This window comes from Pseudoalteromonas citrea, assembly GCF_000238375.3.
Classification (GTDB): domain Bacteria; phylum Pseudomonadota; class Gammaproteobacteria; order Enterobacterales; family Alteromonadaceae; genus Pseudoalteromonas; species Pseudoalteromonas citrea.
Genome location: NZ_AHBZ03000023.1, coordinates 132442 through 153220 on the forward strand (window position 1 = coordinate 132442; position 20779 = coordinate 153220).

Annotated in this window: 13 protein-coding genes; 8 read left to right on the forward strand and 5 right to left on the reverse strand. The window is 42.3% G+C overall.

The features are described 5' to 3' along the window. Positions 1-92 precede the first annotated feature (92 nt). The 3 genes from PCIT_RS16750 to PCIT_RS16760 all read left to right on the forward strand — a co-directional run bounded on the left by PCIT_RS16750 (position 93) and on the right by PCIT_RS16760 (position 9265). Complete coding sequence (locus tag PCIT_RS16750; RefSeq protein ID WP_010365252.1) at positions 93-2252, forward strand: ATP-binding protein; 2160 nt, start codon at positions 93-95, stop codon at positions 2250-2252. A gap of 195 nt (positions 2253-2447) precedes the next feature. Beyond that, entirely contained in the window at positions 2448-5786 is a 3339-nt protein-coding gene (locus PCIT_RS16755; RefSeq protein WP_010365251.1) for an amidohydrolase family protein, read from the forward strand. Positions 5787-5974: 188 nt separating this feature from the next. Then, positions 5975-9265: a methyl-accepting chemotaxis protein gene (locus PCIT_RS16760; protein ID WP_010365250.1), complete on the forward strand. Its 3291-nt coding sequence runs from the start codon at positions 5975-5977 to the stop codon at positions 9263-9265. Here the strand turns inward: PCIT_RS16760 and PCIT_RS16765 are convergent. Both PCIT_RS16765 and PCIT_RS16770 read right to left on the reverse strand, forming a co-directional pair. Continuing rightward, positions 9262-10071 (reverse strand): amidohydrolase, encoded by an 810-nt coding sequence (locus tag PCIT_RS16765; protein ID WP_010365249.1) that lies wholly within the window; start codon positions 10069-10071, stop codon positions 9262-9264. The genes PCIT_RS16760 and PCIT_RS16765 overlap by 4 nt on opposite strands. Continuing rightward, complete coding sequence (locus tag PCIT_RS16770; protein ID WP_040696001.1) at positions 10059-11171, reverse strand: methionine aminotransferase; 1113 nt, start codon at positions 11169-11171, stop codon at positions 10059-10061. Before PCIT_RS16770 ends, PCIT_RS16765 begins: the two co-directional genes overlap by 13 nt. Before the next feature lie 207 nt (positions 11172-11378). Here PCIT_RS16770 and PCIT_RS16775 point away from each other — a divergent pair, with 207 nt between their 5' ends. Genes PCIT_RS16775 through PCIT_RS16785 form a run of 3 tightly spaced genes read left to right on the forward strand, consistent with a single transcriptional unit; the run spans position 11379 to position 13212 of the window. Continuing rightward, on the forward strand, positions 11379-11993 hold the full coding sequence (locus PCIT_RS16775) for a methylthioribulose 1-phosphate dehydratase (RefSeq protein WP_010365247.1): 615 nt from the start codon (positions 11379-11381) through the stop codon (positions 11991-11993). Continuing rightward, positions 11990-12670, forward strand: a complete 681-nt coding sequence (gene mtnC / locus PCIT_RS16780) for an acireductone synthase (protein ID WP_010365245.1) — start codon at positions 11990-11992, stop codon at positions 12668-12670. Before PCIT_RS16775 ends, mtnC begins: the two co-directional genes overlap by 4 nt. Beyond that, positions 12670-13212: a 1,2-dihydroxy-3-keto-5-methylthiopentene dioxygenase gene (locus PCIT_RS16785; protein ID WP_010365244.1), complete on the forward strand. Its 543-nt coding sequence runs from the start codon at positions 12670-12672 to the stop codon at positions 13210-13212. Before mtnC ends, PCIT_RS16785 begins: the two co-directional genes overlap by 1 nt. Positions 13213-13256: 44 nt before the next feature. Here the strand turns inward: PCIT_RS16785 and PCIT_RS16790 are convergent, their stop codons facing one another. Together PCIT_RS16790 and mtnA are read right to left on the reverse strand one after the other, a co-directional pair. Continuing rightward, positions 13257-15215 (reverse strand): S9 family peptidase, encoded by a 1959-nt coding sequence (locus PCIT_RS16790; protein ID WP_010365243.1) that lies wholly within the window; start codon positions 15213-15215, stop codon positions 13257-13259. A 30-nt stretch (positions 15216-15245) separates the two neighbouring features. Continuing rightward, on the reverse strand, positions 15246-16268 hold the full coding sequence (gene mtnA, locus PCIT_RS16795) for an S-methyl-5-thioribose-1-phosphate isomerase (protein WP_010365242.1): 1023 nt from the start codon (positions 16266-16268) through the stop codon (positions 15246-15248). A 122-nt stretch (positions 16269-16390) separates the two neighbouring features. Here mtnA and mtnK point away from each other — a divergent pair, with 122 nt between their 5' ends. Then, positions 16391-17593: an S-methyl-5-thioribose kinase gene (mtnK, locus tag PCIT_RS16800; protein ID WP_010365241.1), complete on the forward strand. Its 1203-nt coding sequence runs from the start codon at positions 16391-16393 to the stop codon at positions 17591-17593. Positions 17594-17640: 47 nt separating this feature from the next. Here the strand turns inward: mtnK and PCIT_RS16805 are convergent, their stop codons facing one another. Beyond that, the gene (locus PCIT_RS16805; RefSeq protein ID WP_010365240.1) at positions 17641-19401 is read right to left on the reverse strand and encodes a DUF885 domain-containing protein; all 1761 of its coding nucleotides are present in this window, start codon (positions 19399-19401) and stop codon (positions 17641-17643) included. 305 nt (positions 19402-19706) lie between these two features. Here PCIT_RS16805 and PCIT_RS16810 point away from each other — a divergent pair, with 305 nt between their 5' ends. Next, the gene (locus PCIT_RS16810) at positions 19707-20708 is read left to right on the forward strand and encodes a GGDEF domain-containing protein (RefSeq protein ID WP_010365239.1); all 1002 of its coding nucleotides are present in this window, start codon (positions 19707-19709) and stop codon (positions 20706-20708) included. The last annotated feature ends 71 nt before the right edge of the window (positions 20709-20779 follow it).

The following is a 20779-nucleotide window of genomic DNA, read 5'->3' on the forward strand; positions in this document are numbered from 1 at the left end:
AAAAACAGCCGTACTATACGGCTGTTTTTGTTTCTTTACTCCTTCCGCTGTAATCTCTATCCTTAACAACAAACCCTCAAAAAATAACAATAATGTTTGACCCTAAAACACTCTACTTTACCAGTGCTGTCATGATGGCCATGATGACATTGCTAAACTTTTTGACTTGGCGTGCAAACAAACATACGCCCGGTACCTTGCTCTATATTTTTTACCCTATGGTATTATTTGCGGCTATCGTCGGCTTTTTTGTGCACAGTGATATTGAATCATGGCAAACGATTGGCATTGCCAATACCCTGCTCTTTGCCGCCTCAATTATTCATTGCCTCGCTATATGTCAGTTTTTAAATTATCGAGGCTGGGAGCTTCGCTTATTTCTCATCATTACGGCTTTTTTACTCGCCGCCCTAGTCTACTTCAGTGTGGTCGATGATGATTTACGCTGTCGTATTTTTGTCTCTGACTTACAACATATTTGTGAAGCAATATTTCTACTTTACATCTTCTTCCGCTTTGCACGACCACTGTACCCCAATGGGACAATTGTTTACGGTATCGTTCTGACACTCGTTATGAGTGCCTTTATAGCCCGTACAGTCCTCATGGGTGAAGTAACCTCCTTTACTTTATTAGAAGACAATTGGTTTATTATCACCTTATTCATTAATGGGGTTCTGGCACCTATTTTTTATGCAACGGGTATGGCGCTGCTGTGTAATGAGCGACGCGAATACCATTTGAACCAATTAACTGACAAAGCCAAAAAAGACCTTGAGATCAGAGGGTTGTTTTTATCCACCATTAGTCATGAAATTCGTACACCACTGAACGGTATTTTAGGCAGTGCACAATTAGTGCTTAACCGCACGACGAACCACCGGAATAAAGCCTACTGTGAAGCCATAATTAACTCGGCAGAATCCTTAAACTTGCTCATAGATAAAGTACTCGATTATGCCAGCTTAGATCAAAGCGACGAATCTCTTTACGAAGAAGATGTGGAGTTAAAAAGCTGGCTCAATAACCTGTGCTTATTGTTAAGCCCACTGGCCGAACAGAAAAAGCTCAGCTTCGAATTAATATACGAATTACCTGAACAAGCATGTTATTACTGTGACCAGCAAAAACTGCGGCAAATCATCATCAACCTCGTTGGTAATGCAATAAAGTTCACTGACAAGGGCTGTGTGAAGATCCGTGTTGAATTATTAGCTGAGCAGCATATGTCACATGTAGTGCGATTTAGTGTGATAGATTCTGGCCCAGGCATAGATGAAGAAGACATCAGTAAACTCACTGAACCCTATGTGCAAAGTAGTGCAGGTAAAGTAAAAGGCGGTACAGGCCTTGGTCTTGCAATAACCAGTCGCTTACTCGATAGACTCGATAGCCACCTTGATATTTTAAGTGAACTAAACAAGGGCAGCTCATTTAGCTTTGATATTCCTTTGGCTATCGGTGAATTGAGCCTTGTGGAACAACGTAATCACAGCTCTGATTGCATTACTGGCTTGAATATTCTGTTAGTCGAGGACCTCGATCTAAATCAAAAAATTGCCATTGAGTTTATGGCAACCGACGAACATAAAGTGAAGTTAGCTACCAACGGAACAAGTGCATTGGAGTTATTATCTGAGTTTCAATTCGATGTGGTGTTATTGGATATGAACCTACCAGATTTCACCGGCCAAGAAGTACTGCGCCGCCTGCAAACCATTGAACATAAAAACCAACGCACGCCCTTTCTTGCATTTACTGCCAGCCTTAGCCCTGATGAAGTCAAAGAGTATTTAACTTTAGGGATCAAAGATATTGTCGGTAAGCCAATTAAACAAGAAAAATTACGTCAAGCACTGAATGACTCACAATCAGCGCAAAAACCCAGTATCAGTGTTGAATTAACCGATACACTGTATGATGAAACTGCGGTTAGTTTATTAAAAAACAGCTTTAATGAGGACGAAGTGTCGTCTATTTACAATGAGTTTGTGTTGTCAGCAAGGAACAAGTTAATTCATATTCAACAAATGCTCACCCAAGACAACGACCAATGTATTAGACAGCTGCATCGCCAATCTAGTACTGCAATGCAACTCGGCTTTAACCGCTATGGCCTACTGCTGAAAAAAATTGAGCGTCGCTTACTTGATAAAAAGTCCAGTGACAGTGAATTAACGCAAGCGATGGCACTGTGGCAACAAAGCCTAGAAGCCTATTTAGATTATGTGCGTAAAAACACACTTCGCTAACCCAACAATTACACCGTTACGCGACTGTTATTTATATTCAGATGCGTAACGGGGTACATTCGACTAGATTTTAATCAGCTGACTCACCATTTATCGCGCATAGTCGACATCTTCGTCAAATTTCGTCATTCTCTAAGACTATATACTCTAATACTCGATATTAGAGAAACCAATAACCATAACATGGAAATCATGATGGCATTTTTCAAAAAACCACTGACAGTAGCAATTAGCCTTGCTGTATTAGGCACAAGTGTGTCAAGTTTGGCTGAAGTCACAAATGCAACCACCCCTGCCGCAGAGCAAAGAAGCACTGAGGGCTGGGATGTACTTAATACACCAGGTGACAAGCAAACCATTACAATCGATACCAACCAAACTACCTGGAGTAACTTAGATGTGAGTCCTGATGGTAAACAGGTTGTATTTGATATGTTGGGTGATATTTACATCATGCCAATTACAGGCGGAAAAGCCACGATTGTTACCAATGACATGGGTTGGAACATTCAGCCTAAATTTTCTCCTGACGGCAAAAAAATCGCTTTTATCTCTGACCGCGCCGGTGGTGATAACTTATGGGTGATGGATATTAATGGTGAGAACAAAAAACAAGTATCAAAAGAAAGCCATAATATCGTCCATAACCCAGCCTGGTCTCCTGACGGACAGTACATTGCGGTTAAACAAGGCCAAGTAACTGGGCGTACCATTCCTGGTGGCTCAATTCGCATGTATCACATTAGTGGCGGTAAAGGCGTGGTAGTAAGAGATCGTCTACATGGGGCTAAGTCGCAAAAAAATGTGGCAGAACCCACATTTTCTATCGATGGTAAAAAAATCTATTACTCAGTAGATGGAACTGCCGGTGTGCGCTGGCAATATAATAAAAATGCCCTTGATACCGTATTTGAAGTCCGTAGTTGGGATCTTGCTACCGGTGAAGAAGAGGTGGTTATTCGCGGTGCGGGTGGCGCGATCCGTCCAACACCAAGTCCTGATGGCAAGTCTATCGCATTTGTAAAACGTGTTGATGACGGCAAAGCTATGGCCAGTGCGCTGTATATTAAAAACCTTGAGTCAGGGATTGAAACCGAGATTTACGCTGGGTTAGACCGTGATTTACAAGAAGCCAACGGTGCGCACGGTAACACACCATCATTTGCGTATACACCAGATGGTAAGTCATTGGTATTTTGGGCCGGCGGCGTTTTCCGCACGGTTAATATCGACTCAAAAAAAGCACAAGTGATTCCAACACGCATCGTTGCTGAAAAACAAATCACCCCAGCTCTGCGCTTTGCTGTTGATGTCGCACCAGATAGCTTTAAAGTAAAAATGGCGCGTTGGTCACAACTTTCACCGAATGGTGAAACAGCACTGTTTCAAGCCCTTGGCTACTTATATGTAAAAGATATTGCCTCTGGAAAAGTGCGCCGTTTAACAACACAAACCGATCACTTTGAATTCTACCCAAGCTATTCTCGCGATGGAAAATCTATCGTATATACCGCGTGGGATGACAAAGAACTCGGATCTATTCGTGTTGTCTCAGCCAAAGGCGGAAAAGGAAAAACCATCACCCAACAGCCGGGCCATTATGTATCACCTAGCTTCTCTCCTGATGGTAAACAGGTATTATATAAAAAAGTCACTGGTGGTTACTTACTAAATGGTGACTGGTCAATGTCTCCAGGCATTTATCTTGTGAGCAGTAAAGGTGGCGAAGCCAAACGTCTAGTTAAATCGGGTGATAACCCACACTTTGGCGCAGCATCTGACCGTGTTTTCTTCTCTGTTGCTGGCGAAACAAGTCGCGAATTAAAAAGCGTAAACTTAAACGGCCAAGAAGAGCGAAGTCATTTTAAAGGCGATTACATCTTTGACTTTAAAGTCTCTCCTAATGGCCAATATATCGCCTTTATTGAGCACTTTAATACCTTTGTTGCCCCGTTTACGAGTACTGGTAAGACCCTGACGATTAATAAAGGGACTAAATCCTTTCCGGTTAAACAAGTATCAAAATACTCTGGTGATTATCTAAACTGGGTCAGCGACAGCAGTGCGCTTACGTGGGCATTCGGTCCAAATTTGTATCAGCGTAAATTAACTGACACTTTTGCCTTTTTAACGGAAGGTGAAACCACACCAACAGAATTAACGGCTGAAGGTATTGATTTAAGCTTTGAAAAACAAGCAGACAAGCCCAACGGTACGCTGGCACTCATCGGCGGGACTGTCGTTACCATGCGTGATGCTGATAAACAGCAAGAAATCATCTCAAATGGTGTGATCATCATCAAAGAGAACCGTATCATTGCCGTTGGCAAACAAGGCGAAGTCACTATACCAAGTGGTGCTAAAACCATGGATATCAGTGGTAAAACGGTTATTCCAGGTTTAATTGATGCACATGCACATGGCAGCTACGGTAGCTACGACCTACAGCCAAAACAAAATTGGAACCAATACTCAAACCTTAGCTTTGGCGTAACAACCATTCATGATCCATCAAACAATTCATCTGAAGTGTTTTCGATGGCAGAGCTTGCAAAAGCAGGTGAAACTCTAGCGCCACGTATTTACTCTGTTGGCCGTATTCTCTATGCCGGTAACGCACCAGGGTATAAGACGCCGATCAGCAATCTAGATGATGCCGAATTCCATGTAAAACGTCTTAAAGATTCGGGTGCAATTTCTGTTAAGAGTTATAACCACCCTCGCCGTGAAACTCGCCAGCAAGTACTAGAAGCTGCGAAGAACATGGAGATCATGGTGGTACCAGAAGGCGGTTCTAAGTTTCAGCATAATATGAATATGATTGTCGATGGCCATACGGGCGTTGAACATGCATTGCCAATCCCACATATTTATTCTGACGTAGAGCAAATGTGGGGCCAGAGTAATGTCGGCTTTACCCCAACATTTGTAGTAGCCTATGGTGGTATAAAAGGGGAGGACTACTTCTACGAGCACACCAATGTATGGGAAAACGAGCGCTTAATGAGCTTTGTACCAGAATACATTGTTAAGCCGCATGCAATTCGCCCAGGCCAAGCACCAGAAAGACTTTACAACCATATCTTGGCTGCTGAAGTTGCTAAGCAATTGCGTGATGAAGGTGTCACAGTTCATATCGGGGCACACGGTCAACGTGAAGGTCTTGCGGCACATTGGGAGCTATGGTCGATGGCACAAGGCGGGTTTAGTGCATGGGAAGCACTACGCAGTGGCACAATAGACGGCGCAAAATATCTAGGTATGGACCACGATATTGGTACTATCGAAACAGGTAAATTAGCCGACCTGGCAATTATTGATGGCGATGTCTTAACCGATATTCGTCAATCAGAAAAAGTCGCTTACACTGTGATCAATGGCCGTATTTACGATTCAGCAACCATGAATGAAGTAGGTAACTACGACAACAAACGAGCGCCTTTCTTCTTTGAAAATGGCACGAAAACACAAATGCACCCTGCAACGCAGATGTATATGGAAGAAAAAGCTCACAAATACCACTGGAAACACTAATTAATTGTTTTAAAATATAAAAAGGCTGCCTTTGGTGGCCTTTTTTATCTCACCAACTTCCCCCATTTTTTCGCAAATTTCGGCACACATTTACTCCTCTTTTGCTAGACGTAAACGAGAACTGTTCTACACTTTGCTACAACGCTCTTATTTTTATGAGCATAGTAAACTAGGACAAGGAACACGCCGTGGCCAGTATAAGCGCTATTTACCATTCATTAGACCTGACTAAGAAGCTCGTTGTGGCATTTTTACTTGTTGCACTTGCGCCTATCGCCATTGTCATTTCAATCGCGTTGTACCATGCATCTACAGCGCTGCAAGAACAAGCATATTCGCAACTCGCAGCGGTCGGAGAAATCAAGAAAAGCGCTGTTGAACGTCATTTCAAAGCGGTAAAAAACAAAATGAGTGCACTGGCGCACAACCCTTACGCACAAAAAGCCGCCAAAGAATTTATGTACGCGTACAGTTCGCTTGATGGCAGTACATATACGCCCGATGGACTGGTGTCATTTTACGATAATGAGTTTACTAAAAAGTTTATTGATGAAAACCCAGGAGTTGTACTACCTGAAGACTTACTAAGTAGTGTGAATGCCGAAGGCATTTCATTACAACAGCGCTACATTTCAGACAACCCATTTCCACTGGGTGAAAAGTCCCAATTGTTAGCTACCAACCATGGTGACGAATACGACGCGACACATCAGCGTCATCATGAGTACTTTTTAAAAATTGCAGAAATTAATCACTTTTATGATATTTTCATCGTCGATAATGAAACAGGCAACATCGTCTACTCTGTATTTAAAGAACTCGACTTTGCAACCTCCTTACTAACAGGCCCCTATGCTGATAGTAATCTTGCTAAAGTGTTTCAACAAGCACGCCTTTTAACCTCGCCAGAACAATATGCCTTTGTTGACTATCAACAATACTTACCATCATACAATGCGCCAGCAAGCTTTATTGCCGCGCCTCTGGTTAATAGCGAACAAGCTAAGGCGACATTAATATTTCAGCTTTCAATTGACGCACTCAATCAAATTATGACGGAACGAGAGGGATTAGGAGAAAGCGGAGAAACCTACCTGGTTGGGAGTGATGGTTTGATGCGTTCTGATTCTTACTTAGACCCGCAAAACCATTCGGTCATCAATTCTTTTAAATACCCAGATAAAGGAACAATTAACACCGAGGCTTTTCAACGTGCAATACAAGGTGAGCAGGGGCAAAAGCTCATCTTGGACTACAATGGGCAACCTGTCTTATCCGCTTTTATGCCTATTACAGTGATGGGTGCCGAGTGGGCATTAATCGCTGAAATCGACAAACAAGAAGCCTTTTATGCGGTCACTCGGCTACGGAACCTACTCGCTATTGTTTTACTATTCACTATCACCGCTATTGTTGTCAGTGCCTTTCTTTTCGCACGTACACTCACTCGTCCAGCCCATTCATTAGTAAATACCATGCGTCGAGTTGAACAAGAAGGTGATTTCTCGATTCGAGCACCTGTTACCTCAAAAGATGAGATTGGACAATCAGCTCACGCTTTTAATTCACTCTTGAATGAACTTCAACAGTCTATCTCAGAAACTAATTTGGTCATGAATGACATGGCGTCAGGACGATTTTCAAAACGGATAAAAGTTCAGTGTAAAGGTGAGCTTGAAACTCTCAAGCAAGCCACCAATCATTGTGCTGACAGTTTAGACATTGCCATTGGTGAAATAAATCAAGTTGTAAAAGCAATGTCAGTGGGACAGTTTAATCTGCAACTAAACGCGCCAATGTCAGGGGATTTAGAAAAACTTAAAAATAATATTAACCAGTCACTACGATCATTGAACGACACCATGAATGCCATTGTTGGCGTGATGGAAAACGTCGAGCATGGCGATTTTAAAGGTCAAGTGTCTATTACAGCACAAGGCAAGCTCGGGCAATTAAAAGACAGTGTTAATAATTCAGTTTTTAGTGTGTCTGGTGCGATTGATGAAATAAGTACAGTAATGGCTGCAATTAAACAAGGAGACTTCTCCCAACGGGTTGATATTCCGCTTGAAGGGCAGCTTCATGAACTTAAAGAAAATATTAATTTCAGTGTCGAAAACTTAGCACTCATTATTAAAGATATCAGTACCGTAATGGCTGCAATGAGCAAAGGTAACTTCAAACAAAGCGTAGAGTGCCCTGCACAAGGTCAATTAGGGTTACTCAAAGAAGATATCAATATCTCGATTAAAGATCTCGATAAAGCCGTCAGTGAGATTTCGTCAGTGATGATGGCGATTAGTCATGGGCGCTTTGATAGAACCATTACCTCTGCGATGCCAGGGCAACTTAACGCCCTCAAAGTAGACATTAATAATTCTGTTAAAAATCTCAACCAAGTGATCGAAGAACTTAGCACCGTAATGGCTGCGATGTGTCAGGGCAATTTTAGTTTAAAGATCGAATTGTCATTGAAGGGGCAGCTTCAGCAGCTTAAACAAGATGTCAACGGCTCTATTGCCACCATTTCGGCCGCTATTAGTGAAGTGACACATGTACTCAGTGCTGTATCGCAAGGTAAATTAACGGATGCGATCGCTGGTGACTATGAGGGGGTATTTCTAGAACTCAAACAAGATGTAAATACAACCATTAGTAAGCTGACTGAAGTCATCGAAGGGATCCAGCTTTCGGCAAATCATGTTTCGCAAAGCGCTGGAGAAATTGCGGCCAGTAATACCGAGATCAGTGCCCGAACGGAAGAGCAAGCAGCCAATTTAGAAGAAGCAAGCGCAAGCACCGGTCATATATTAAGTGAAATCACGGCAGTGGCAAAACAGTCTAGTAATGCTGTTGAGTTATCAGACAATGCACAAGATATTGCTCAAGAAGGTGGCACACTATCAAAAGATACCGTGGTTGCCATTGAAGAAGTAAACAATGCCAGTAAAGATATCAACGAAATTGTCTCTGTGATTGACGCTCTAGCCTTTCAAACCAATTTGTTAGCGCTCAACGCTGCGGTTGAAGCAGCACGCGCAGGTGAACATGGTCGAGGATTTGCTGTGGTCGCTAATGAAGTCAGGGAGCTGGCTGGTAGAAGTGCCGCTTCAGCGAAACAAATCAAAAACATCATCGCAAACAGTAATGAAAAAGTAGAGCAAAGCACCGAAATGGCGAATAGCTCAGGCCACAAATTAGAGCAAATTGTAGACGCGGTTTCTAAAGTAAACGGGACTATCGTCAAAATCAATCAATCGACCATGACACAACAACAGGCGATCACCGAAGTGGATTTAGTAGTGCAGCGCTTAACTGATTTGATTCAAGAAAACTCCGCAATTACTGAAGAAACCATGGCAGCGGCGAAACAAATGGCGGATCAAGCCCACGAAATGCGCCGCTTGCTTGGTTACTTTGCGTTGAAAGAGTCAGATACGAGTAACATCCAACGACTGACCCATCACACTGCGAGTTAACTTAGTATAAACTCATCGGCATCTAAATGAGCTGGGAAACCGGCTCGAAATTCATCCAAAGTCGTTTTGCTTAATTGAACAATTTCAATACTGGATTGATCATCCGCTAATTGCACCAACGGCTCACCTTTAAAGTCATAGGCCGCGCTGCCACCATTGTGTGCGACCCCTTTACCATCTGTGCCAACGCGATTGCAAGCGAGTACATAGCATTGATTTTCCATTGCTCTGGCCATCAATAAAGTATCCCAAATATGTCGCCTGACCGCCGGCCAATTGGCAACATTAACCATTACATCATAATCATTACGGTTTCGCTGAAAAACAGGAAACCTTAAGTCGTAACACACTTGTGGTAAAAACCTGAACTCACCAAGGGTAAATACCGCTCTGGATTGACCTGCCTCGACATACTCACCTTCATTGCCAAGTCGAAACAAATGTCTTTTATCATAATATGATATGGTGCCATCTGGGCGTACCCAGTAAAAGCGGTTAACTTGTTTTGCGCCTTGCTTTACCAATACAGATCCCGCCATAACCGCCTGAAAGCGCTGAGCTGCAGTGATGAGCCATTGTAAAATAGGCCCTGGCTGCGCTTCGGCAACGGCTAAATCAACGGCAAACCCTGTCGCAAAGGTTTCTGGTAGTAGAATTAAATCAACTGGGTGAGCATGGTCGCTCAAGCGCTTGGTTAATAACGTCTCGAGCTGCTTAAAATTAAGTTCAGCCTGTAGCCACGCAATATCATGTTGCACTAATGCCACGCACAATTGCGTGTTGTCATTGGGTGTTAGAGTTGGCATAACTTCTCCGCAGCAGCTAATAATGTATTAGTTTCTTTTGCAAAACACAGCCGGATCACACGGTCTCCCGTCGGCGAGTCATAAAAAACACTCAACGGAATAGCAGCAATGCCAATTTCTTTGACTAAATACTCACAAAATGCCACGTCATCCAGTTCAGAAAGTTGACTATAATCAAGTAATAAAAAGTACGTGCCTTCACTGGGCAAAACTGTAAAGCGGCTAGATGCCAACGCTGACACTAAACAGTCTCGCTTTTGTTGGTAAAACTGAGCCAATGAATCAACATGATCGCCTTCTTCATCCAACATATCTGCTAATGCAAACTGAGCGGGAGTAAAACTAGAAAATGTCACATATTGATGCAACTTTCTAAATTCAGTGGTTAACTTATTTGGTGCAATACAGTAGCCCATCTTCCAGCCCGTGCAATGAAAAGTTTTACCAAAACTCGATACCACAAAACTACGCTCAAATAATTCAGGATCTCGTAACACGCTTAAATGAGGCTGATCATCGAAAGTAATATGCTCATATACTTCATCACTTATCACATAAAGATCATGCTGGATAACTAGCTTTTTTAAGCTTGTCAGATCGGCCAACTTTAAGGTTTTTGCACTGGGGTTATGTGGCGTATTGATAATGATAGCCCGCGTTTTATCAGTAATAAGGCGCTTAACCTCAGCCCAATCAATTATATAATCAGGTGCATTCAGTGCAATATGAACGGCTTTACCCCCAGCGAGCTCAATCGCAGGCTTGTATGAATCATAGGCAGGGTCAAATACAATAATTTCATCGTCCGAGCGCGTGATTGATTGAATCGCGACAAACAAAGCCTCGGTCGCACCAGATGTCACTGTTACCATATCATCAGCATTGATATTCGCCTGATAACGCCTTTTGACCAATGCACTAATTTGTTGTTGTAACGGCGCAACGCCTGCTGAAGGAGCGTATTGATTAACCCCTTCCTGAACATAGTCTGCCAGTCTGCGTTTTAAAAATTCAGGGGTATCAAACTCAGGAAAGCCCTGCGATAAGTTAATTGCTTCATACTGATTTGCCAGCCCCGTCATTTTACTAAAAATACTCATTCCAAGATTCGGTAATTTACTGCGCACTGCACTTCTCCAATAGTCTGTGTGTATTGCGACCACCGCCCACCTTTAACTTTACCAGCCCACCCTTTATGGTTTCGAGATTCACAGGTAGTGCTATTTAAAAAGCGATGTTATCATGATTAAACTAGATGTATAGCCGTCTAAAATGAATTGTAATGCATAACGCAAAGGTAACATAAGATGCAAAATCATGCTGCAAAACGCGCCTTGATTGAGACTGGGCGTTGGATAAGCCAACAAGGATGGGTCCCCGCAACTGGTGGCAACTTTTCAATAAAAACTGATTCAGGGTTTGTTGTCACCGCCAGTGGACACCATAAAGGATATCTCGAACCGGAGCACTTTTTAGAGTTATGTGCTGACGGGCAAATTACTGCAGGTAATGGCGCGCCTTCCGCTGAAACAGCTCTTCACCTTATGTTATATCAACTTAGTCCGAACACTGAATGCGTGTTACATACTCACTCTGTCGCTGCAACGACACTTTCGCGTTTTGTCCGTGATGACACGTTGCAAATAGAAGGCTATGAGATGCAAAAATCACTCAGAGGCATTCAAAGTCACTTAACCCCTTTGCACATTGCTATTTTTGACAATGATCAAAATATTGAGATATTGGCGCAGCGTGTCGCCAAACATCATGCCACCACACCAGTTGTGCATGGCGTATTGATCCGTGGCCATGGTTTGTATGCAATGGGTGATAGCATTGCAGAAACTCGCCGGCATATCGAGGGGTTAGAATTTTTGTTTGCTTGCGAACTTGAACGTATAAAATTAGAGGGTACACGATGATTAAAGCCATTCTCACAGATATTGAAGGTACGATCACCCGAATATCATTCGTCAAAGATATCTTATTTCCATACGCTGCCAAACACTTACCTAAATTTGTCGAACAACATCAGCATGTCCCAGAAGTCGCAGCACAATTACATGAAGTAAAACACCTCATTGCAAAGCCCACGGCATCAACATCAGAAGCCATCGATGCACTCCTCAATTGGATCAAAAATGATGAAAAAGTTACTCCTTTAAAGCAGTTGCAAGGGCTGATCTGGCAAGCAGGATACGAAAATGGTGACTTTACTGGTCATATCTATCCTGATGCATTCGAATTTCTCAACGCGCAGTACACCGCCAAACTTAATCTTTATGTATATTCTTCGGGATCAGTCAAAGCACAGAAATTGCTATTTGAGTATTCTGATTATGGCGATATCAGACCGTTATTTAACGCCTATTTTGATACTAAAGTTGGTGGAAAAAAAGAGGCTCAATCATACCTAAACATAGTAGAGCAGCTCCCTTACCTTGCCTCTGAAATCTTGTTTCTAAGTGATATTGTTGAAGAATTAGATGCAGCCAAATCAGCAGGTCTAGCCACCTTACAGTTATGGCGTGATGGTCAAACCCAATCGGCTGCACACCCTATTATCACTGATTTTAATCAATATACGAGTAACAACTAATGAGCCAGCTTACTATTTACCGTCACGACAATCCCGCTCAACATACCTTTGATAGCCATGATCCAGCGCTAATAGCCCAGCAGCTTAGCCATATTGGCGTGAGGTTTGAACAGTGGCAGGCAAGTCATGACATTACTGATGATATGAACCAAGGTGACATCATTGAGGCTTATCAAGCTGACATTACTCGACTAAAAGCAGCGCAGGGCTATAAAACTGTGGATGTTATAAGCCTCGCCAAAGGCAACCCAAATGCAGCACAGTTACGCCAGAAGTTCCTTTTTGAACACACCCACAGCGAAGATGAAGTGCGATTTTTTGTCAAAGGACAAGGACTATTTTGCTTGCACTTACATGAACAAGTTTTTCAAGTGTTGTGTCAGCAAGGTGATCTCATATCCGTGCCTAAAAATACACCGCATTGGTTCGACATGGGCAGCGACCCAGAGTTTAGTGCAATTCGGTTATTTGACAACCAAGAAGGCTGGGTTGCCACGTCAACGGAGTCTGAAATCGCAAAGCGATTTCCACTGATAGATTAAACTTGAGAAAGAGAAAGGCAATAGACGTTGCCTTTCTTTTTATTCTACAGCTTTAGATTATCGTCCAAAAATGCTAATACTCGCTTATAGTACGCAGTACGATGCTCAGCTTTATAAAAGCCATGCCCTTCCGTTTCTAACAGCATATACTGATAGTCATGCTTGGCTTTTTTTAATGCTTTTACTAGAGACTCAGCCTGCTCTATGGGTGCTCTTTGATCTTTCCCACCATGAACAATTAAAACTGGCGCTTTCAATTTGGAAATATTATAAGTTGGGGAGAACTCTTGCAATTGCTGCTCATTGCTTCCCAATACTTCATGCAAATAGTTCCGCCCAGATTGATTCCCTGCAATATCACCTTCTTCAAACATTAGTGGTAAGTCATATACTCCCACAACCCCAATGGCACATTTGAATAAGTCAGGCTCTATAATCGCGCTCTGCAATGCTGAATATCCGCCAAAGCTTGACCCCATGATACACATGTTATCTGCATTTACATAACCAGCCTTAATGACATACTTTGTAGCATCAATAATATCATGCTGAATAGCTCGACCCCACTCACCATGTCCAGCATGCTCAAAGTTAAGGCCATACCCTCCAGAGCCTCTAAAGTTAACTTTTAATACAGCAATACCTCTGCTTGCTAACAGCTGGCTTTCAAGTTCAAATCCCCAATAATCTCTTGGTCCATGTGGCCCACCATGCGGCATAACGACAAGCGGTAAATTTTTAGCTTCTTTACCTTTTGGTAAGGTCAAATAGCCATGAATACTTAAACCATCCCTAGCCGTAAGGCTTATTGGCTTTGTCGTTGACATTTGTTCAGTAGGCAGCCAACTTCTTTGCGCAAACAAGAATTTTAGCTTCCCTTTATATTCATCGTATAAATAATATTGCCCTGGGTTTTTATCACTTCGTACAAAAACAATGCTGCGTTTGTTATCTTTACTGGTGCTTGCTAAATGTACTTGTGAATTTGGAAAAGTCGCTAATAGTGACTTTAACTTTTTACTATTTGCGGATGCTTTATCAACAAAAGCATAACTTGGGTATCCGGCGTCTAATTCCACAGCAAAAACTTCTTTACTATAGCTATCAACCCATACGTTAGATGGGGATACCTGACTATCTTGGAATACTTTGTCAGCTGTCCCTGTAGCAATATTAAGTTTATAAATACCCTTTGGTTCACCTGACTCAGATCCAGTAATTAATACGTATTTTCCTGACTTATCAAATGACCATGGTGTAATATCTTGTAAAGCAATTTTTTTCAGAGGCAATGGCTGCCATTTATCACCACGCTTTTCTCGAATATGAATGGATTGATCAATATAGTTTTCTGATGATACAACTACACGGACATTCCCTTGATGGTCTGTCAAATATCTCCCCATCTTAGACGGTGAGTTTGCAACCCTTTTGCGCTTACCATTATGTATATTTACACGATAAACCGCGGTTCGGGGCTCTTTTACCGAATCCCAAGGGTAAGTCACAATCAAAATGTGGTCCTGATCATCAGGCAAGCTATCTAATACATAAGATGTGCCATATAACGGCGTTGCTTTTCGAATAGAGGATCCAACTTGCATCTCACCAAGATAACCAACAACATACTGCTTACGTGACCCATCTGCATTCATTGCAACTAGCTCACCACGATATTGCGGCTGATCTGCCCAACCTCTTAAGTATTGCTTTTCAACAACCACACGGTCATCACTCGCCCAAATGTAACTCCCAACTTGTGCATCATTCGAAAATGCAACACCACTAATGATCTTGTTGTCTTTTACATCTAGAATATAAAGATTATTTTTTCCATCGACTTTAGACACAAATGCTAAGTATTCTCCAGTCGGTGAAATTTGCACCTGACCGTATGCCATTCCTTTGCTGAAGTGCTCCACAGGAATATTTGAAGAAGCATACGCTCCCCCAAAACTGTACAGTACTGTGATATACCAGCATATCTGTAAAAATATTTTCATAATCAGCCTATTATTGAGTGAATAATGATTTTACACACGGCTTAGCCCTTGATTCAAGACGAAGCTTTTACTATATATGCCAGTGTCTAATATCCAACCCGTTACTAAGTGTGCCGGTGTTACATCAAAGGCAGGATTATAAACTTGGCTAGTTAAGGGCGCCCATTCACATTTGCCAAAGCTGCCACTAACCCCTCGCACTTCCGCATCGTCCCGATTCTCAATGGGGATCGCTTCACCATTCTCACAATTCAGATCAAGCGTTGTTCGCGGCGCAACCACATAAAATGGAATATGATGAAACTGTGCCAACACAGCCAAGTTATAGGTGCCCACTTTATTAGCAAAGTCACCATTGGCGGCGATACGATCAGCACCGACAAAAATCTTATCCACTTTACCTGCAGCCATTAAGCTCGCCGCCATATTGTCACACAATAAGGTGTACGGTATTTCCCAGCTTTCTAATTCATACGCCGTCAAACGCGCTCCTTGCAGCAAAGGACGTGTTTCATCAACCCATATATGGATGTCACCATGGCGTTGATGCGCTTTGTAAATAACACCCAATGCGGTCCCGACACCTGCTGTAGCAAGTGCGCCGGTATTGCAGTGTGTTAATATTTGGTCGCCTGCATCAACCAAGCTGGCTCCAAAGTCAGCCATGGCATCACATAGCGCGATATCTTCTAAAAACAATGCTTCAGCGGTATCAACCAGCGCAGATACATAGTTCGTCTTACATAACGCTTGGCGCATTTTATTCATGCAATGCATCAGGTTTACCGCTGTCGGTCGCGTTGCTTCCAAGTCATCTATCGCTTGCGCTAACTCTTTATGCGTAGCACCTTGTTCAGCCAAATAAGCCACGAGTAACGTTGCTGCTAAACCAATCAAAGGTGCACCACGGACTTTTAATTCAACAATTAACGATTGCATATGTGACACGCTCTCGCAGCGATGCCATTTGCTCTGGTGGGGCAGTAAGTACTGATCAAGTACCCATACTGAACCGTCTTGATACTTCAAACTCCGTGCTTCTAATGTTTGCATTGGCCGTCTCATGTTGAATAAAAGTCATTTGATATTTTACATTAAGATCTAAAGATGTATAGACATCTAAACACTTAAAAATATAGAATGCTAAACACTTAATTAACTTGAGATAATAATCTATGACTCAATACTCTGTTTTTGATAGTGAAAAAGCACTCGGCTATGTGGCATCTTTAGGCTCTCTGTTTAACTTACAGGCCCCTCTAAGTTGCTACGAATTTGGCGATGGTAACTTAAACTTAGTATTTAGGATTAGCGACAGCGCAGGTCGTAGTATTATTCTCAAGCAAGCGCTCCCGTATGCTCGCTGTGTGGGTGAATCATGGCCTTTAACGCTCGACAGAGCGCGTATTGAAGCCAGTGTTTTGAAATTGCATGGCGTTGTTTGCCCAGAGACAACCGTTAAAGTATTACACCAAAATGATCAATTGGCACTGACAATATTAGAAGACCTTGGGCAATTGGCCATTCTTCGGACCGCACTTAATAACGGGGAAACCTATCCTAAGTTAAGCAAAGATATCGCCACTCATCTGGCTACCACTAGCTTTAATTACAGTGATTTCGTACTCACTCCAGCCAAGAAAAAATCCCTCGTCAGTGAGTTTTTAAACCCCGAATTATGTGCCATTACTGAAGAACTCTTCTTTGATGACCCTTATCATCAGCATGAACGAAACGACTTCCCTATAACATTGACTGAACCTGTTAGTGCATTGAGAAATAATGCACAGCTTCGTCTCGAAGTGGCCAAACTGAAAGCGAAGTTTCTCTGTTCACCACAAACGTTATTACATGGTGATGTGCATACGGGCAGTATTTTTGTCGACGCAAATACCACCAAAGTTATTGACCCTGAATTTGGTTTTTTTGGTCCAATTGGCTTTGACTTAGGCTCTTTCGTTGGCAATTTGCTGTTAAATTACTGTGCACAGCAGGCACGTATTGAAAGCTTACCTCAACGTCGTCAAATGCAAACTTATTTAATATCATGCATCGCTGAATGCTTACTTACTTTCGAGCAAAGCTGGCAAACCTTAGCAAATACACACACCCAAGACGTAACACTGCGAGATCCTGCGTATATTGATCACTTTATCAGTAGTATTATGCAGGATGCGATGGGGTATTGTGGTACCGAGCTCATCCGCCGTACCATTGGGCTCGCACATGTCGCTGATATTGAAGGTATCGAAGATAAAACAGCCCGCTTTGCCGTCGAGCAACATACATTATTGCTTGGCGAGCAGTTGATCCTTAATTCATCAAGCTGCACCAGTCAGAAAAATACAATGCAATTATTATTGAGCTTACTAAACTAGCACTGTGCGGTGCCTAAAAACTTAGGCACCGCACAGGTTTTTTAATTCTACTGCTTAGCCAATTCAGCTTTAATATAAAGGCCTATCTGCTCTTCTAAAACAAACAAAGGCACCGAACCATGGCGTAGGATTTGATGATGGAACTCTCGTATATCAAACTTCTCCCCTAAGGCAACTTCCGCTTCGTGACGTAAGCGCTTAATTGTTAACTCGCCAATTTTATAAGACAGTGCTTGTCCTGGCCAAGAAATATAGCGATCTGTCTCAGTCTTGATATTGTGCAGTGATAGCGCACTGTTATCTTTCATAAAGTTCATCGCACGTTCTCGGCTCCAACCAAACATATGCATACCCGTATCAACCACTAACCGTGCAGCTCGCCACATTTCATAAGTCAAACGACCAAAGTTACTGTAAGGGTCTTTATAAAAGCCCGCCTCCAGCCCCAAATACTCCGAATATAGACCCCACCCTTCTCCAAATGCCGAAATATAGGTATTGCGACGATAACCCGGTAAATACTCCAACTCTGCATTCAAGGCTATTTGCAAATGGTGTCCAGGTACTGCTTCGTGCAATGTCAGTGCTTCAAGTACATATAATGGTCGCTTATCTAGCGCATAGGTGTTCACCCAATAAAACCCAGCTTCATCATCCTTTGTAGCACCACTGTATCTGCCCGTCGTATATTTTGGTGCGATGCTAGCAGGCACTGGCGCAACTCCATACGGTCTACGCGGTAAGGTGTGGAATAGTTTAGGTAATTGCGCATCCATTTTTTTGGCGATGAAAGAAGCTTCTTTTAATAACTGCTCCGGTGATGTGGCATAAAATTGCGGGTCCGTTCTTAAAAACTCGACAAACTCAGCAAATGTGCCTTCAAAACCTATACCATCGATAATTTCCTGCATTTCACTGCGGATCCGTGCCACTTCTTGTAGCCCTAGTTCATGGATCTCACCTGGTGTCATGGATGTCGTAGTATAGTGACGTGCTCGGTTAATATAAAACGCTTTACCTTGCTCTGTCGCAGAGATACCTATTTCTTGTCGTGCTGCTGGCTTATATTCCTTAACGAAAAAGTCAAAGTAGTCTTGATAAGCGGGTATAACCTGTTGTGTTAACACTCGCTGCGCTTGTGTTTGTAATTGCGCAAACTCAACGTCTGCGATATTCGCAGAGTTCACCAAGAATGGTTTGTAAAAGGTAGAAGTTGTCACATCATCAACGACAAAAATAGCGATAGATTCTTCATAACCTTTTAAAACGGCTTGAGGTTGGGTCAAACCAACTTTAATACCTTCTTTCATCCAATGAATATTTTGTGCGAAATAGCGTGGGATCTGTGCCAATCGACGTAAATACAGCTCAAAACCCGCCTTACTAGAAAAGTCATGCCCAGCTACCATGGCGGGCATACCTGAGTGAAAACCATACTCAGAGGTTAGGGGAACATAATGACTATTAAATTTAAACTCATCCACGTCATTTTGGATTTGTGCACGTAATATTGTATGGTTGATCTTATTTTCTGAACTTAAACTTTCCATCGACAGAGCGTCAAGCTGATTGAGCAACTGAAGGTTGTTTTTATAAGCGTATGCCAAACTCTGTGGTGATAAATCAGGTAACAAGAAAGCATCATCCAGTGCTGTTTTAGCATATGCATTGTCAGACGCTCTCATAGCCTCAATTTTATCAGCTACCTTGGTAAAGCGTGTATCAATATTACTTTGAGTGAGTTGGCAAGCTGATAAGCAGACGCTCAACACTGCGATTGCCGTATAGTTTGCTAAAGTGTGTTTCACTTGATGACCTTATTTTCGTCGAATATGCACGCACTGTATCGAAGCCTATTTATTCACCGCAACTAAATTCGACAGACGCCACCATTGACATTAGCGCAAAAATCGCACAAACAACATTGAGTTGACTATAAAACCAGCAAATAGACCCTTAAATCTAAACTTTCTATACCAAAACCATCGATTTTGCTTTTAAATATGGGCGTGACTCAGTAATGTAGCACCCACTGAAGGGACATTAAGCAACAGCCCAAGGATATCAAGATTGCACACACACTTTTAGCTGACCTATTATTGCGGTAATTGAAATGATATTCCATGACCCCATGGCTGTTGCACAAGAGAAAATGACAAAAGTCTGCCTATTTTTAGAGCAACACCACTTACCGCCAACGCCACTGAACTACCAAGTTACTTATACCTACATAAGTAAGTCTGACCTTGATCTTAATGCTGCACTTGATCGCATTTTAAACAGCGGACAAAAAATCGATAGTATCTATTTAGAGCAACTTTATTTTGAGCACATCAATCAAGGCCATCAAGAAGAAGCGGCTATGTTGAAGAATGTCGATGGCATGTTATCTACTTTGCAAAGCTCTACGCAAAACTCACAGCGTAATATTAGTCAGTTTTCAGAACAACTCCATCATTGCGTCCATAGTTTAGGTGAGCACAATATAAAGCAAAGTAAACGTGCCCTGCAGCTGCTTTCAAAACAAACAGATGTACTGCTAAAACAACATGCTCATTTTAAAGATACACTTAAAAAAGCACGGATAACCCATCAGAAAACCCAGCAGCAGCTGCTCAAGCTAAGAAAGCAGTACATTATCGATCTCCAAACTGGTATGTACAAGCGTCATTACTTGAACCAACAAACACAGCAATGGTTAAAGCAGCAAAAATCTATTTGTGCCATTGCTATACAAGTAGAAAACATCCATGAATTCTCTGACAAATATGGGGATGCGATTGGTGAGGTTGTGCTTAATCGCGTAGCCAAAAAAATTCAAAAGTATGTGTTTGAAAGCGGTTTACCTGGAAGAACAGGTAAAAACGAATTCACCGTGTTACTGCCGGATGTAGAGCCAGAAACTGCGCTAGTTATTGCTGAGAAAGTCCGAAAAGGGGTTGAAAAGCTCAAGTTTGTAAGCTCAAAAAGCCCACTGGAATTGCCAAGTGTTGAACTCTCTGTTGGCATCGTAAAACAAAAAAATGAAGCCGACTTTACAGCACTTGCTCGAAAGGCTTCTCAAGCGGCGCATAAAGCACTTATTCTAAAGCAAGAATACTACATCCCATCATAGCTGAACAATCTTAGAATAATCAGACAAAATCACATGGTTATGAATTGCACGTCGGTCACGCGATCAAGTAC